The 14593-nt window shown below is 55.5% G+C and carries 12 protein-coding genes; 7 read left to right on the top strand and 5 right to left on the bottom strand.

Features of this window, described 5'->3' with window-relative positions:
• Positions 1 to 100 precede the first annotated feature (100 nt).
• From mnmG to asnC, 3 genes are all read right to left on the bottom strand, one after another.
• A complete protein-coding gene (gene mnmG, locus ACOQH0_RS23030; protein WP_182402026.1) occupies positions 101 to 1990 on the bottom strand; it encodes a tRNA uridine-5-carboxymethylaminomethyl(34) synthesis enzyme MnmG in 1890 nt (629 codons plus the stop codon).
• A gap of 374 nt (positions 1991 to 2364) precedes the next feature.
• Entirely contained in the window at positions 2365 to 2814 is a 450-nt protein-coding gene (gene mioC, locus ACOQH0_RS23025; protein ID WP_089598341.1) for an FMN-binding protein MioC, read from the bottom strand.
• Between the two features lie 90 nt (positions 2815 to 2904).
• Positions 2905 to 3363: a transcriptional regulator AsnC gene (gene asnC / locus ACOQH0_RS23020; RefSeq protein ID WP_008500198.1), complete on the bottom strand. Its 459-nt coding sequence runs from the start codon at positions 3361 to 3363 to the stop codon at positions 2905 to 2907.
• A gap of 151 nt (positions 3364 to 3514) precedes the next feature.
• Here asnC and asnA point away from each other — a divergent pair, with 151 nt between their 5' ends.
• Positions 3515 to 4507 (top strand): aspartate--ammonia ligase, encoded by a 993-nt coding sequence (asnA, locus tag ACOQH0_RS23015; protein ID WP_089598342.1) that lies wholly within the window; start codon positions 3515 to 3517, stop codon positions 4505 to 4507.
• Here asnA and viaA read toward each other — a convergent pair whose 3' ends face one another.
• Positions 4508 to 5959: an ATPase RavA stimulator ViaA gene (viaA, locus tag ACOQH0_RS23010; RefSeq protein ID WP_042719057.1), complete on the bottom strand. Its 1452-nt coding sequence runs from the start codon at positions 5957 to 5959 to the stop codon at positions 4508 to 4510. It abuts the gene before it with no gap.
• A complete protein-coding gene (gene ravA, locus ACOQH0_RS23005) occupies positions 5953 to 7449 on the bottom strand; it encodes an ATPase RavA (protein WP_010426606.1) in 1497 nt (498 codons plus the stop codon). The genes viaA and ravA overlap by 7 nt, the downstream gene beginning before the upstream one ends.
• A 222-nt stretch (positions 7450 to 7671) precedes the next feature.
• Between ravA and kup the strand changes: the two genes are divergently transcribed.
• The 6 genes from kup to rbsK all read left to right on the top strand — a co-directional run bounded on the left by kup (position 7672) and on the right by rbsK (position 14593).
• Complete coding sequence (gene kup / locus ACOQH0_RS23000; protein ID WP_172701403.1) at positions 7672 to 9540, top strand: low affinity potassium transporter Kup; 1869 nt, start codon at positions 7672 to 7674, stop codon at positions 9538 to 9540.
• A 196-nt stretch (positions 9541 to 9736) separates the two neighbouring features.
• Positions 9737 to 10156: a D-ribose pyranase gene (gene rbsD, locus ACOQH0_RS22995; RefSeq protein WP_010426608.1), complete on the top strand. Its 420-nt coding sequence runs from the start codon at positions 9737 to 9739 to the stop codon at positions 10154 to 10156.
• Between the two features lie 7 nt (positions 10157 to 10163).
• The gene (rbsA, locus tag ACOQH0_RS22990; protein ID WP_237845190.1) at positions 10164 to 11669 is read left to right on the top strand and encodes a ribose ABC transporter ATP-binding protein RbsA; all 1506 of its coding nucleotides are present in this window, start codon (positions 10164 to 10166) and stop codon (positions 11667 to 11669) included.
• 4 nt (positions 11670 to 11673) lie between these two features.
• A complete protein-coding gene (gene rbsC, locus ACOQH0_RS22985) occupies positions 11674 to 12639 on the top strand; it encodes a ribose ABC transporter permease (RefSeq protein WP_421511269.1) in 966 nt (321 codons plus the stop codon).
• Positions 12640 to 12666: 27 nt separating this feature from the next.
• A complete protein-coding gene (gene rbsB / locus ACOQH0_RS22980; RefSeq protein WP_023333911.1) occupies positions 12667 to 13557 on the top strand; it encodes a ribose ABC transporter substrate-binding protein RbsB in 891 nt (296 codons plus the stop codon).
• A 106-nt stretch (positions 13558 to 13663) separates the two neighbouring features.
• A complete protein-coding gene (rbsK, locus tag ACOQH0_RS22975) occupies positions 13664 to 14593 on the top strand; it encodes a ribokinase (RefSeq protein ID WP_420985527.1) in 930 nt (309 codons plus the stop codon).

Genomic DNA, 14593 nt, shown 5'->3' with positions numbered 1-14593 from the left:
ACCTGTTTAGAGATTTTTCGCCCGGTGGCGCTGCCGCTTACCGGGCCTACGAATAAGTAGGGCGGGTCAGCGAAGCGCCACCCGCCAAAAACAATGTCAATTATGCGCTGCGGCGCAGCATGCCTTGCTTTTTCAGCCACACCAGCAGAATCGAAATCGCGGCAGGTGTGACGCCGGAGATACGGGAAGCCTGGCCGATCGACACAGGTTTGTGATCGTTCAGCTTAGCGATCACTTCGTTGGAAAGGCCCGTTACCTGGCGGTAGTCCAGCATTTCCGGCAGCAGCGTGTTTTCGTTGCGCTGCTGTTTTTCGATCTCATCTTGCTGACGCGCGATATAACCTTCGTATTTCACCTGGATTTCGACCTGCTCGGCCGCTTCAGCGTCTTCCAGACCCGGCGCGAACGCGGTCAGTTTGACCAGGTTCTCGTAGGTCACTTCAGGGCGACGCAGCAGATCTTCGCCGCTGGCTTCACGTGACAGCGGCGCTGTTAAGTGAGCATTCACTTCGGCAGCAGTTTCCGCCAGTGGATTCACCCAGGTGGTTTTCAGACGCTGACGTTCCTGCTCAATACGTTCCAGCTTCTCGTTAAAACGCGCCCAGCGTTCGTCATCCACCAGACCCAGCTCGCGGCCCATTTCGGTCAGACGGAGGTCGGCGTTGTCTTCGCGCAGCATCAGGCGATATTCCGCGCGAGAGGTAAACATACGGTACGGTTCTTTGGTACCCAGCGTGCAGAGATCGTCAACCAGCACGCCCAGATAAGCCTGGGAACGCCCCGGTGCCCAGCCCTCTTTCTCGGCAGAGAAACGGGCAGCGTTCAGACCGGCAAGCAGACCCTGCGCTGCGGCTTCTTCGTAGCCGGTCGTGCCGTTAATCTGGCCCGCGAAGAACAGACCCTGGATGAATTTGCTTTCCAGAGTTGGCTTCAGGTCACGCGGATCGAAGAAATCGTACTCAATAGCGTAGCCAGGGCGAACAATTTTTGCGTTCTCCATGCCCTGCATTGAGCGAACAATTTGCATCTGTACATCGAACGGCAGGCTGGTGGAGATGCCGTTCGGGTAAATTTCATTTGAGGTCAGCCCTTCCGGCTCCAGGAAGATCTGGTGCTGGTTACGATCGGCAAAGCGCATCACCTTGTCTTCGATCGACGGGCAGTAGCGCGGGCCGATCCCTTCGATCACGCCAGCATACATTGGGCTACGATCGAGGTTATTGCGGATCACGTCATGGGTTTTCTCGTTGGTGTGCGTGATGTAGCACGGCACCTGCTGCGGATGCTGAGCCGCATTGCCCATGAACGAGAACACCGGCATCGGATTATCACCGTGCTGTTGCGCCAGCACGCTGAAATCAATGGTCCGCGCGTCAATACGCGGCGGTGTACCGGTTTTCAGGCGGCTGACGCGCAGCGGCAGTTCGCGCAGACGACGTGACAGTGGGATAGACGGCGGATCGCCAGCCCGGCCACCGCTGTAGTTATCCAGGCCGATATGAATTTTTCCGTCCAGGAATGTCCCGACGGTCAGCACAACCGCTTTTGCGCGGAACTTGAGACCCATCTGGGTCACGGCACCCACGACACGATCGTTCTCGACGATAAGATCTTCAACAGCCTGCTGGAAGATCATCAGGTTCGGCTGGTTCTCCAGCGCAGTGCGCACAGCCTGGCGGTAAAGCACGCGGTCTGCCTGTGCACGGGTCGCACGAACAGCAGGCCCTTTACTCGCGTTTAGTATCCTAAACTGGATGCCAGCATGATCGATCGCTTTCGCCATCAGGCCGCCAAGTGCATCCACTTCTTTTACCAGGTGTCCTTTCCCAATGCCGCCAATCGCCGGATTACAGGACATTTGTCCCAGCGTGTCGATATTGTGTGTCAAAAGCAGGGTCTGCTGACCCATTCTCGCTGCGGCCATTGCGGCCTCAGTGCCTGCATGACCCCCGCCAATGATGATGACGTCAAAAGGATCCTGATAAAACATGGTGGTCTGCCTCGCGTAAAGCGGTATGAAAATGGATTGAAGCCCGGGCCGTGGATTCTACTCAACTTTAGTCTTTCGAGAAAGCATTGGGATCCTGGGCTATTAAAAAGAAGATCTTTTTATTTAGAGATCTGTTCTATTGTGATCTCTTATTAGGATCGCGGTCTGTTGTGGATAAGTCCGATCCGGCAAATAAGATCATCAGGTTAGGAAGGATCGTTTGCTGTGAATGATCGGTGATCCTGAAACGTATAAGCTGGGATCAGAACGCGACTTTATACACAGGCAAAAAACATCCACAGAGTTGTTCTTTGGATAACTACGGGTTAATACGAGCTTTTAACCAGAGTTATCCACATCTGTTCGCGCGATCTTTAATCGTTTTTGAGTAAATTTTTCCAATCTGCTAGCCAGATCTCGGCCGGATCTTCCGGAATGTCGTGATCGAGGATGTTGATCTTGAGCGTTTCACCCAACTGTTTTGCTCCACACGCGGTGACAGCGGCTTCAACTTTCTCTATGGCACCGCAGAAGGTGTCATATTCACGACTGCCGATCCCCACCGCGCCAAAACGGACGTTTGACAGGTCAGGCTGTTGTTCCAGCAGTTCGTCATATAAAGGTTGCAGATTATCCGGGAGATCGCCCGCGCCGTGCGTGGAGGTAATCAGCAGCCAGACCCCGTCAGCCGGGAGATCTTCAAGTAACGGCCCGTGCAAGGTTTCTGTCGAAAAGCCTGCATCTTCCAGCTTCTCAGCCAGATGTTCCGCCACGTATTCCGCACCGCCAAGGGTGCTGCCACTGATAAGGGTAATGTCCGCCATTGATCGCTCGCTCAGATAAAGAGGCGATCATTGTACGCTGTGAGCGAGCTGGGATCTACCTGTGGAAAATGTGGGTATGAGTTTGCCCGATCAGGGGCGGATGGTACGCATGATCGGGTTTTGCAGGGAGATCAGCGTCTCGGTGGACTGAATTTCATCGATTGTTTGGATCTTGTTGATAAGTACCTGCTGGAGGGCATCGATGGATCGGCACATTACCTTTATAAAGATGCTGTAATGCCCGGTGGTGTAGTACGCCTCGGTGACTTCATCCAGCGCGTTCAGCTTCGCCAGCGCGGAAGGGTAGTCTTTTGCGCTTTTAAGAATGATGCCGATAAAGCAGCAGACGTCATAACCCAGCTGCTTTGGGCTGACGTCAATGCGCGCGCCGGTAATGATCCCCGCCTGTTTCATCTTCTCTACACGAACGTGAATCGTCCCAGGGCTGACGCCAAATTGTTTCGCCAGTTCGGCGTAGGCGGTGCGTGCATTGGCCATTAAGGCCTCGAGGATGCCGCGGTCCAGATTGTCGATCTGATAATTTTCCATAGCTTTTTCTTATGAAGATTAATGAATCACTCTATTCTAGCGTCTTATTTTAACGAATCAAAAGTGAAGTCGGCTTTTTGCTGATGGGTTATTGAATTAAGCGCCGGTTCTGTTGCTTAATCAGTACCAACAGGACGCAGGAGTATAAATAATGAAAACCGCTTACATTGCAAAACAACGCCAGATCAGTTTCGTTAAATCCCATTTTTCCCGCCAGCTGGAAGAGAAGCTTGGTCTGATTGAAGTTCAGGCGCCAATTCTCAGCCGCGTGGGTGACGGGACGCAGGATAACTTGTCTGGATGCGAAAAAGCGGTACAGGTGAAAGTGAAAACACTGCCAGACGCCCAGTTCGAAGTGGTTCATTCCCTGGCGAAATGGAAGCGTCAAACTCTGGGGCAACACGACTTCAGCGCGGGCGAAGGGCTTTACACGCACATGAAAGCCCTTCGTCCCGACGAAGACCGCCTCACCCCAATTCACTCCGTCTACGTTGACCAGTGGGACTGGGAGCGCGTGATGGGTGACGGCGAGCGCCACGTTGGCACGCTGAAATCTACCGTTGAAGCGATCTACGCCGGAATCAAAGCCACCGAAGCGGCAGTGAGCAAAGAGTTTGGACTGGCACCGTTCCTGCCGGAAACGATCCACTTTGTTCACAGTCAGGAACTGCTGAGCCGCTTCCCGGGTCTGGATGCCAAAGGTCGTGAACGTGCGATTGCTAAAGAGTTAGGTGCCGTGTTCCTGATCGGGATCGGCGGGAAATTGTCTGACGGCAAACGTCACGACGTCCGTGCGCCGGACTACGATGACTGGAGCACTGCAGGTGAATCTGAATTTGCCGGTCTGAACGGTGATATTCTGGTCTGGAACCCGGTTCTGGAAGATGCCTTTGAGCTCTCTTCTATGGGGATCCGCGTGGATGCGGAGGCGCTGAAGCGCCAGTTGGCGGTTACTGGTGATGAAGATCGCCTCAAATTAGAGTGGCACCAGGCGCTGCTGCGCGGTGAAATGCCGCAGACCATCGGCGGTGGTATCGGACAGTCTCGTCTGACCATGCTGCTGCTTCAACTGCCACATATCGGTCAGGTGCAGTGTGGCGTATGGCCGCAGCAGGTACGTGAAAGCGTCGGTTCTCTTCTTTAATTAACGCCGCCAGCGTCTGAGCAGACGGCTACGCAGCCCGGTATCAAAGCGCCAGATATGATCGAAGATGCGCATGATGCCGGGTTTTCCATGCGCGGACATCGCGACGGCATGGAACCGGTGCTGGTGCACCCGCTGTAACTCCTTCACTTTATTCACCACGTCATCCGGCAGCCGCTGGGCGATGAAATCGGAAATCACCACCGCATCGGCGTCGTACCAGTCACCACCCTGCATACGCTCCACAATGCTGCGAAAACAGCTGGCCAGATCGGTACCGCCGCGAAAACGCTGGCTCAAAAAGCGGATCGCCTGCTCGATCCCCTGCTGGTTCGTCAATTCATAGCCCACCACCTCGCTGGAAAACAGCATGATGAAGCAGCGGCGCCGATCGGCGAGCGCGACGCGCATCAGCGCCAGGCAGAACGCCTTCGCGCACTGCTCGTTAAACCCGCCCATCGATCCGGACGTATCCACGCAGACAATAAAAGGCCCGCGGGGCTGCTCATCAAAGTCCTGATGAACCACTGGACGCTGGCTTACCTTCTCGCGCCAGGATTCCCCATGCAGTCGATAGGTGAGGAGCTGCTTTTCCACCAGCCGACGATAGAACTCATATTCCAGCTCGGTCATCCCCAGCGTGCTTAGCTCGGTCGGCAGCAGGCGTAAGATGTCGTCGCTTTGCTGCAATCCATCCACCTGCTCCGGCACGGTGGCCGGTTCGCGGACCAGCGTGCGGAAGGTTTCCATCGGCGCGTCTTTCTTTGGGACCGATTTTGCCTCCCGCGAGCGGCCAAGCTGCTCCGCAAGCTTCATCAGCTCGGGCTGCTGCGTGAGAAAGTCGCCGTACTTCACGATCAGCTGGTAGTCCCCGCGCTTCAGCTGCCCGGCGCTCATGTCCCAGAGGCGCCCGGCAGCGTTTTCATTTTCTACCAGCACCTCTTCAAGCTGGCCGCTCAGCGTCATACGCTCCTGAACTTCGCTGAGCAGCTGTTCACGCTCTTCATCCAGCAGCTGCTGGTTCAGCGTTGTGGCCTGAACCACCAGGCTAAGCCGCCAGCGCTGTAAAAACAGGGTATGCAGCGCGGGGGTAAAGGTGGCGTTATCCGTAACCAGCGCCCGCGCCTGGCTGGCAAACGGAGAGTGGACTTTATCAAGCAGCGTAAGGGTTTGCGGTAGCTGGACGATAAACTGCGGTGTCGACAGCCGTTGGCACTGCTGATAGCTGGCGACCTCCTCCGTCAATTCAGGCGGAACTTCCGTCTCCTTAAACCGCTGGCGAAGGTTATCGCGCCAGCGTGGGAGATCGTCGGTCATCGCCTTTTTGAGCCTGGGGAATTTTTCAAAGAAAGCAGCCAGCTGTGGAGAGGCCAGAAGGGTAATGACTACCTCTTCAATCAACCCTTCCTCGCTGACTGCCAGCATCACGTTGAGCGTGTCCAGCGTTAGCATTGACGCGCCTGTTTGATCTGCGCGCTGACGTCCTGCAGGCTGGCTTCGATACGACCTAACCAGTCGCTATGAATAAAGAGGCATTTTTGCTGCTCGCTGAAGCGCGTGTGCTGCTGGTGCCATTCCGTATCCAGCGCTTCCAGCTGCTGCTTGATCTCTTCCGGCACGCTATCCGAAGCGGTGCCCGGTAGCGCCAGACGCGAACCTTGCAGGCTGACATCGCGGATCACCAGATGCTGGCTGCTATCCACTTCCATCGTCAGCGGCTGGGCAAAACCAATACCGTTGAGCTTGCCGCGGATCTCTCCGCCCTTATCGAGCCACTGCGCCAGCGTTTCGCGCTCAATCGTAATGTGGACCACCTGCATATCGTGCAGTTTGAGCGGCTGCTGGAGCAGCAGCGTGAGCGTCGTACCAGTCAGATCGGCAGGAAGCTCATAGTGCGGTTTGCGGGCGAACATGCCGCCAAGGCGATTCACTTTCAGCGCGGTTTTATCACTTTGCTGCTGCTGAAGCTGGATGCGCCGCTGGGCAATCGCCCCCAGTTGGTTGAGCATCGCCTGCTGCCCCCAGGCGTGTCCGGTCATCAATATTTCAAGCTGCTGCTGCATCAAATTCATCCCTTCGGCATCGTGCCACAGACAGTCTTTTAGCAGGATGAGATCGATTGGCGCAACGGCATCACGACCGCTGAACAAGGCGCTGGCCTGCAACAGACGGATCGCTTTTTTCCAGCGACGGTCAGAGACGTAAGGTGCAGCAGGCAGCAAATCAAGCTGTTGGCGCAGCATGAAGATCAGCTCAAAGACCGCGTCGGGCAGGGTGATTTTGCCGATATCCTGTTGCCACTGGTGATACTCTTCATCGGTGACCTGCAGCGAAGCAGACACCGGATTCTCGTTCTCATCCTGCTGGCTTATCAGCAGGGAGCGGAAATTTGATTTATCCTGCACTTTGTCCAGCCACAGGCGGATCAACATGCGGTCATACAGCGCTTCCAGGCTGCTGTCGGCTTCAGGCAGTTCGTTGGAGGCCGCCACCAGCAGGCGCATCGGGATTTTCTCTTCGCTGGCACCGTTGCGGAACCGACGTTCGTTAATCGCCGTCAGCAGGGTATTCAGAATCGCCGGGCCGGCTTTCCAGATCTCATCAAGAAAGACAATTTCAGCCTCTGGCAGATACCCCGCCGTCAAACGCTCATAGCGCCCTTCATCTTTCAGCGCCTGAATGGAAAGCGGACCAAAAACTTCTTCGGGGGTGGAAAAGCGGGTCATGAGATATTCGAAGGCGCGGGCGTTCTGAAACGCAAATTTGAGCCTGCGGGCAATCAGGCTTTTGGCAATGCCCGGTGGACCCAGCAAAAACACGCTTTCACCGCTCAATGCCGCCAGTAGACAGAGGCGAATGGCGTGGCTACGCTCGTAAAGGCCTTTCTCCAGCGCGCTGCTGAGGCGGGAAATTCTTTCTGCTAATAAATGTGAGTGAGCCATAATAGTTTTGCATCCTTTCGCCGTCGTGGCGGCCAATTGAAGCGAGTATAGACGTTTCGGTCAGGGCTGGTAATAGACTGAAGTGCGGCGCTATTTTCTTTGCGCTACATTAACGCGGTTGCATTTAGGGGTACGATTTTGCAGTGAATCGTGCATACTGTGCGCTTTTTGTGGGCCAAGGGACTAAGCACACATTTGTTATTTAAACGAAAAGACTAGTCTATGAGCACTGATAATAAGCAATCATTACCCGCAATAACGCTTGCGGCGATCGGGGTTGTCTACGGTGATATTGGTACCAGCCCGCTTTATACGCTTCGTGAATGTCTGTCCGGTCAGTTTGGCTTTGGTGTTGAACGCGACGCCGTGTTTGGCTTCCTGTCACTCATCTTCTGGCTGCTGATCCTTGTGGTTTCTGTTAAATATCTCTCCTTCGTGATGCGCGCAGATAACGCGGGTGAAGGCGGGATCCTGACGCTGATGTCACTTGCCGGGCGTAATACTTCTGCCAGAATGACGTCGGTGCTCGTGATCATCGGGCTGATTGGCGGCAGTTTCTTCTACGGGGAAGTGGTGATAACGCCCGCTATTTCGGTGCTCTCGGCGATAGAGGGCCTGGAGATTATTGCGCCACAGCTCGAAGCCTGGGTGGTTCCGCTGGCTATTATTGTCCTGACGCTGCTGTTCGTTATTCAAAAGCACGGTACCGGGCTGGTGGGGAAGCTATTCGCTCCCATTATGCTGGCCTGGTTCCTGATCCTCGCGGCGCTTGGATTACGCAGTATTATTGCCAACCCGGAAGTGCTGCATGCGCTGAACCCTTACTGGGCGGTGCATTTCTTCCTCGAATATAAAGTGGTTTCCTTCGTGGCGCTGGGTGCCGTCGTGCTCTCCATTACCGGTGTGGAAGCGCTGTATGCTGACATGGGGCACTTCGGGAAACTGCCTATCCGCGTGGCATGGTTTATTGTGGTGCTGCCGTCGCTGGTGCTGAACTACTTCGGCCAGGGCGCACTGCTGCTTACAAACCCAGAGGCGATTAAGAACCCATTCTTCCTGCTGGCGCCGGACTGGGCGCTGGTGCCGATGCTGATCCTGGCGACGCTGGCGACCGTCATTGCCTCTCAGGCGGTGATTTCCGGCGTGTTTTCTCTGACGCGCCAGGCCGTGCGTCTGGGTTATCTCTCACCGATGCGCATCATCCATACCTCGGAGATGGAGTCCGGCCAGATCTACATTCCTTTCATTAACTGGCTGCTCTATTTTGCGGTGGTGATCGTCATCGTTAGCTTCGAACACTCCAGTAACCTGGCGGCGGCGTACGGTATTGCCGTGACCGGTACGATGGTGTTGACGTCGATTCTCTCCACAACGGTGGCGTATCGTAACTGGCACTGGAATAAACTCCTCGTGGCGATGATTCTTGTGGGCTTCCTGTGCATCGACGTGCCGCTGTTCTCTGCGAACCTCGACAAGATCGTGTCCGGTGGCTGGCTGCCGCTGACGCTGGGTCTGGTGATGTTCATTGTTATGACCACCTGGAAAAGTGAGCGTTTCCGCCTGCTGCGCCGCATGCATGAGCACGGGAATTCTCTGGAGGCGATGATCGCTTCTCTGGAGAAATCCCCGCCGGTGCGCGTGCCGGGTACCGCGGTATATATGTCTCGAGCATTGAACGTGATTCCGTTCGCGCTGATGCATAACCTCAAGCACAACAAAGTGCTGCACGAGCGGGTGATCCTGCTGACGCTGCGCACCGAAGATGCGCCGTATGTCCACAACGTGCGCCGCGTGCAGATTGAGCAGCTGTCGCCGACTTTCTGGCGCGTTGTGGCAAGCTACGGCTGGCGCGAAACGCCGAACGTGGAAGAGGTGTTCCACCGCTGCGGTCTGGAAGGGCTGAGCTGCCGGATGATGGAGACGTCGTTCTTTATGTCGCACGAGTCGCTGATCATCGGCAAGCGCCCGTGGTATCTGCGCCTGCGTGGCAAGCTGTACCTCATCCTGCAGCGTAACGCCCTGCGCGCGCCTGACCAGTTTGAGATCCCGCCTAACCGCGTGATTGAGCTGGGAACGCAGGTCGAGATCTAATCCCTCCTGAAAATGCCGGGTGGCGCTTCGCTTACCCGGCCTACTCACACTCAATATCCCCGCCTAAATTTGCTTTACATTTCACTTAGCGAAACGTTTCGACGTCGATCACAAATCTGTTACGTCATGATGGTTTTCTGAACACTCTTGCGTCTACACTACTTTTAGCGAAACGTTTCGCTAGTGGAGCAAGAAAATGAAGAAAGGCACGGTTCTCAACTCAGAAATCTCATCGGTTATATCCCGTCTTGGGCATACCGATACGCTGGTGGTTTGCGATGCAGGCTTACCGGTTCCGCGCAGCACAACCCGTATCGATATGGCGTTAACGCAGGGTGTTCCTTCGTTTATGCAGGTACTGGAAGTCGTGACGGCGGAGATGCAGGTTGAGGCAGCCATTCTCGCGGCGGAAATCAAACAACATAATCCGCAACTCCACGAAACGTTGCTCGGCCACATTGAGCAACTGCAACAACACCAGGGAAACACCATAGAAATTCGTTACACGACGCACGAACAGTTCAAACAACAAACCGCAGACAGTCAGGCGGTGATTCGCAGCGGGGAGTGTTCCCCGTATGCGAATATCATTCTCTGTGCTGGCGTCACCTTCTGAGGCCATCATGGACGCATTACTGCAACTCAAAGGGATCGATAAGTCGTTCCCGGGCGTAAAAGCCCTCTCCGGTGCGGCGCTCAACGTCTACGCCGGGCGCGTCATGGCGCTGGTGGGCGAGAACGGTGCCGGCAAATCCACCATGATGAAAGTGCTGACAGGTATCTATCAACGCGATGCCGGTTCACTCGTCTGGCTGGGGAAAGAGACCACCTTCAATGGCCCGAAATCCTCTCAGGAAGCGGGCATCGGCATTATTCACCAGGAGCTGAACCTCATCCCTCAGCTCACCATTGCGGAAAACATCTTTCTCGGCCGCGAGTTTGTTAACCGGTTCGGCAAAATCGACTGGAAAACCATGTATGCCGAAGCGGACAAGCTGCTGGCGAAGCTGAACCTGCGCTTTAGGAGCGACCGTCTGGTGGGCGATCTCTCGATTGGCGATCAGCAGATGGTGGAAATCGCGAAGGTACTGAGCTTTGAGTCGAAGGTCATCATTATGGATGAACCGACCGATGCCCTGACCGATACCGAAACTGAATCCCTGTTCCGCGTGATCCGCGAGCTGAAATCGCAGGGGCGCGGGATTGTCTATATCTCTCACCGTATGAAAGAGATCTTCGAAATCTGCGATGACGTCACCGTCTTCCGCGACGGACAGTTTATTGCCGAGCGCGAAGTGGCGACGCTGACTGAAGATTCGCTTATCGAAATGATGGTGGGACGTAAGCTGGAAGATCAGTATCCGCATCTGGATAAAGCGCCGGGTGAGATCCGCCTGAAGGTGGATAACCTCTGTGGTCCGGGCGTGAACGACGTGACCTTTACCCTGCGCCAGGGCGAGATCCTGGGCGTGGCAGGTCTGATGGGGGCCGGACGTACCGAGCTGATGAAAGTGTTGTACGGCGCACTGCCGCGTACCAGCGGTTATGTCACCCTCGACGGTCATGAAGTGGTCACTCGCTCTCCGCAGGATGGTCTGGCGAACGGCATCGTCTATATCTCCGAAGACCGTAAGCGCGACGGCCTGGTGCTGGGCATGTCGGTAAAAGAGAACATGTCCCTGACCGCGCTGCGCTATTTCAGCCACAGCGGCGGTACGCTGAAGCATAAAGACGAGCAGCAGGCAGTGAGCGATTTTATCCGCCTCTTTAACGTCAAAACCCCGTCGATGGAGCAGGCGATTGGCCTCTTATCCGGCGGGAATCAGCAAAAAGTGGCGATTGCGCGCGGGCTGATGACGCGCCCGAAAGTGTTGATCCTCGACGAGCCAACCCGCGGTGTGGACGTGGGCGCGAAGAAAGAGATCTATCAGCTGATTAACCAGTTTAAGGCCGATGGTCTGAGCATCATTCTGGTCTCTTCCGAGATGCCAGAAGTATTAGGCATGAGCGATCGCATAATCGTCATGCATGAAGGGCATCTCGGCGGTGAATTCACTCGCGAGCAGGCCACCCAGGAAGTTCTGATGGCTGCCGCTGTGGGCAAGCTTAATCGCGTGAATCAGGAGTAAGAAGATGACTACCCAGGCTGTTTCTGGTCGCCGCTATTTCACAAAGGCATGGCTGATGGAACAAAAATCGCTGATTGCCCTGCTGGTGCTGATCGCGATTGTATCGACCATGAGCCCGAATTTCTTCACCGTTAATAACCTGTACAATATTCTGCAGCAGACGTCGGTGAACGCCATTATGGCGGTCGGCATGACGCTGGTGATTTTGACCTCGGGTATCGATCTGTCCGTCGGTTCCCTGCTGGCGCTCACCGGTGCGATCGCCGCTTCAATTGTCGGAATTGAGGTCAACGCGCTGGTGGCCGTGGCCGCTGCGCTGGCTGCTGGGGCAGCAATCGGTGCCGTGACCGGGGTCATTGTAGCGAAAGGCCGCGTTCAGGCGTTCATCGCCACGCTGGTGATGATGCTGCTGCTGCGCGGTGTGACCATGGTGTACACCAACGGCAGCCCGGTGAATACCGGCTTTACCGAGAATGCCGATCTGTTTGGCTGGTTCGGTATCGGTCGTCCGCTGGGTGTTCCTACCCCGGTCTGGATCATGGCTATCGTTTTCCTGGCGGCGTGGTACATGCTGCATCACACCCGTCTGGGCCGTTATATCTATGCGCTGGGCGGTAACGAAGCGGCAACGCGTCTGTCCGGTATCAGCGTGAATAAAGTCAAAATTATCGTTTACTCCCTGTGCGGTCTGCTGGCGTCACTGGCGGGCATCATCGAAGTGGCGCGCCTCTCTTCTGCGCAGCCGACGGCGGGTACGGGGTATGAGCTGGATGCCATTGCGGCAGTGGTTCTGGGCGGTACGAGTCTTGCGGGCGGTAAAGGTCGCATTGTTGGGACATTGATCGGCGCACTGATTCTTGGTTTCCTGAATAATGGTTTGAATTTATTAGGTGTTTCCTCCTATTACCAGATGATCGTTAAGGCAGTGGTGATTTTGCTGGCGGTACTGGTAGACAACAAAAAACAGTAACTGACGACACTACAGGACATCTTAGATATGAACATGAAAAAACTGGCTACCCTGGTTTCTGCTGTCGCGCTGAGCGCAACCGTAAGTGCTAACGCCATGGCGAAAGATACCATCGCGCTGGTTGTCTCTACCCTGAACAACCCGTTCTTCGTCTCCCTGAAGGATGGCGCGCAGAAAGAAGCGGACAAGCTGGGCTACAACCTGGTGGTGCTGGATTCACAGAACAACCCGGCGAAAGAGCTGGCGAACGTTCAGGACTTAACCGTTCGTGGCACCAAAATTCTGCTGATCAACCCAACCGATTCTGATGCCGTAGGTAACGCCGTGAAGATGGCAAACCAGGCGAAAATTCCGGTGATCACTCTGGACCGTCAGGCGTCTAAAGGTGAGGTGGTCAGCCACATTGCGTCTGATAACGTGCTGGGCGGCAAAATCGCCGGTGACTACATCGCGAAGAAAGCAGGCGAAGGCGCGAAAGTTATCGAACTGCAGGGCATTGCCGGTACGTCCGCAGCCCGTGAGCGTGGTGAAGGCTTCCAGCAGGCTGTGGCTGCACACAAATTCAACGTGCTGGCGAGCCAGCCGGCAGACTTCGACCGTACTAAAGGTCTGAACGTTATGCAGAACCTGCTGACTGCGCATCCTGACGTGCAGGCCGTATTCGCGCAGAACGACGAAATGGCGCTGGGCGCGCTGCGTGCCCTGCAGACCGCAGGTAAATCTGATGTGATGGTTGTCGGATTTGACGGCACGCCGGATGGTGAAAAAGCAGTAAATGATGGCAAACTGGCTGCGACCATCGCTCAGTTGCCTGAGCAGATTGGCGCGACTGGCGTTGAAACTGCCGACAAAGTGCTGAAGGGCGAAAAAGTTCAGGCCAAATACCCGGTTGACCTGAAGCTGGTCATCAAGCAGTAAAAGGCGAATCAGGCAGTCGCTGGCTGCCTGAGGGACACCAATAAAGAAAAGTGTGGCATACGCCACCGGGTAACACCGGTGGCGCTCTCAGATGGACAACCCAATCATGAAAACCGCAGGCAACCTCGTCGTCCTTGGCAGTATCAATGCCGATCACATTCTTAACCTTGAAACCTTCCCGACACCGGGTGAAACCGTCACGGGTAACCAGTACCAGGTGGCCTTCGGCGGTAAAGGCGCAAACCAGGCCGTCGCCGCCGGACGCAGCGGGGCGAATATCGCGTTTATCGCCTGTACCGGCGATGACGATACCGGTGAGCGCGTACGCAAACAGCTGGCGAGCGACAACATTGATGTTTCGCCAGTGAGCGTAGTCGAAGGGGAATCTACTGGCGTGGCGCTGATTTTCGTCAACGCGGAAGGTGAGAATGTCATCGGTATTCATGCTGGCGCTAACGCTGCGCTGACAACGGAGCGTGTAGAAGCGCAACGTGCAATCATTAGCGGAGCCGACGCCCTGCTGATGCAGCTGGAGTCACCGGTTGAAAGCGTATTGGCTGCCGCCAAAATTGCACATGAAAATCATACCACTGTCGTACTTAACCCGGCTCCAGCCCGTGTATTATCAGACGAGCTGCTGACGCTGGTAGACATCATTACGCCGAACGAAACCGAAGCCGAAAAGCTGACGGGCATCCGCGTAGAAAATGATGGCGATGCTGCGCGAGCCGCGGGTGCACTGCATGATAAAGGCATCGGCACCGTGATTATCACCCTTGGTAGCCGCGGGGTGTGGGTAAGTGCCAATGGCGAAGGCCGCCGCGTGCCGGGCTTTAAGGTTAAAGCCATCGATACCATTGCGGCGGGAGATACCTTTAACGGTGCGCTGGTGACGGCGCTGCTGGAAGGGAGAGCAATGGATGAGGCCATCCGCTTCGCACATGCGGCCGCCGCGATTGCCGTGACGCGTAAGGGTGCCCAGCCTTCCGTTCCGTGGCGTAAAGAGATCGATGAATTTTTAAGTCAGCAGGGGTAA

Source organism: Enterobacter sp. JS8-1 (assembly GCF_049187015.1).
Taxonomy (GTDB): domain Bacteria; phylum Pseudomonadota; class Gammaproteobacteria; order Enterobacterales; family Enterobacteriaceae; genus Enterobacter; species Enterobacter mori.
This window is presented reverse-complemented; position numbering and strand designations above follow the sequence as displayed.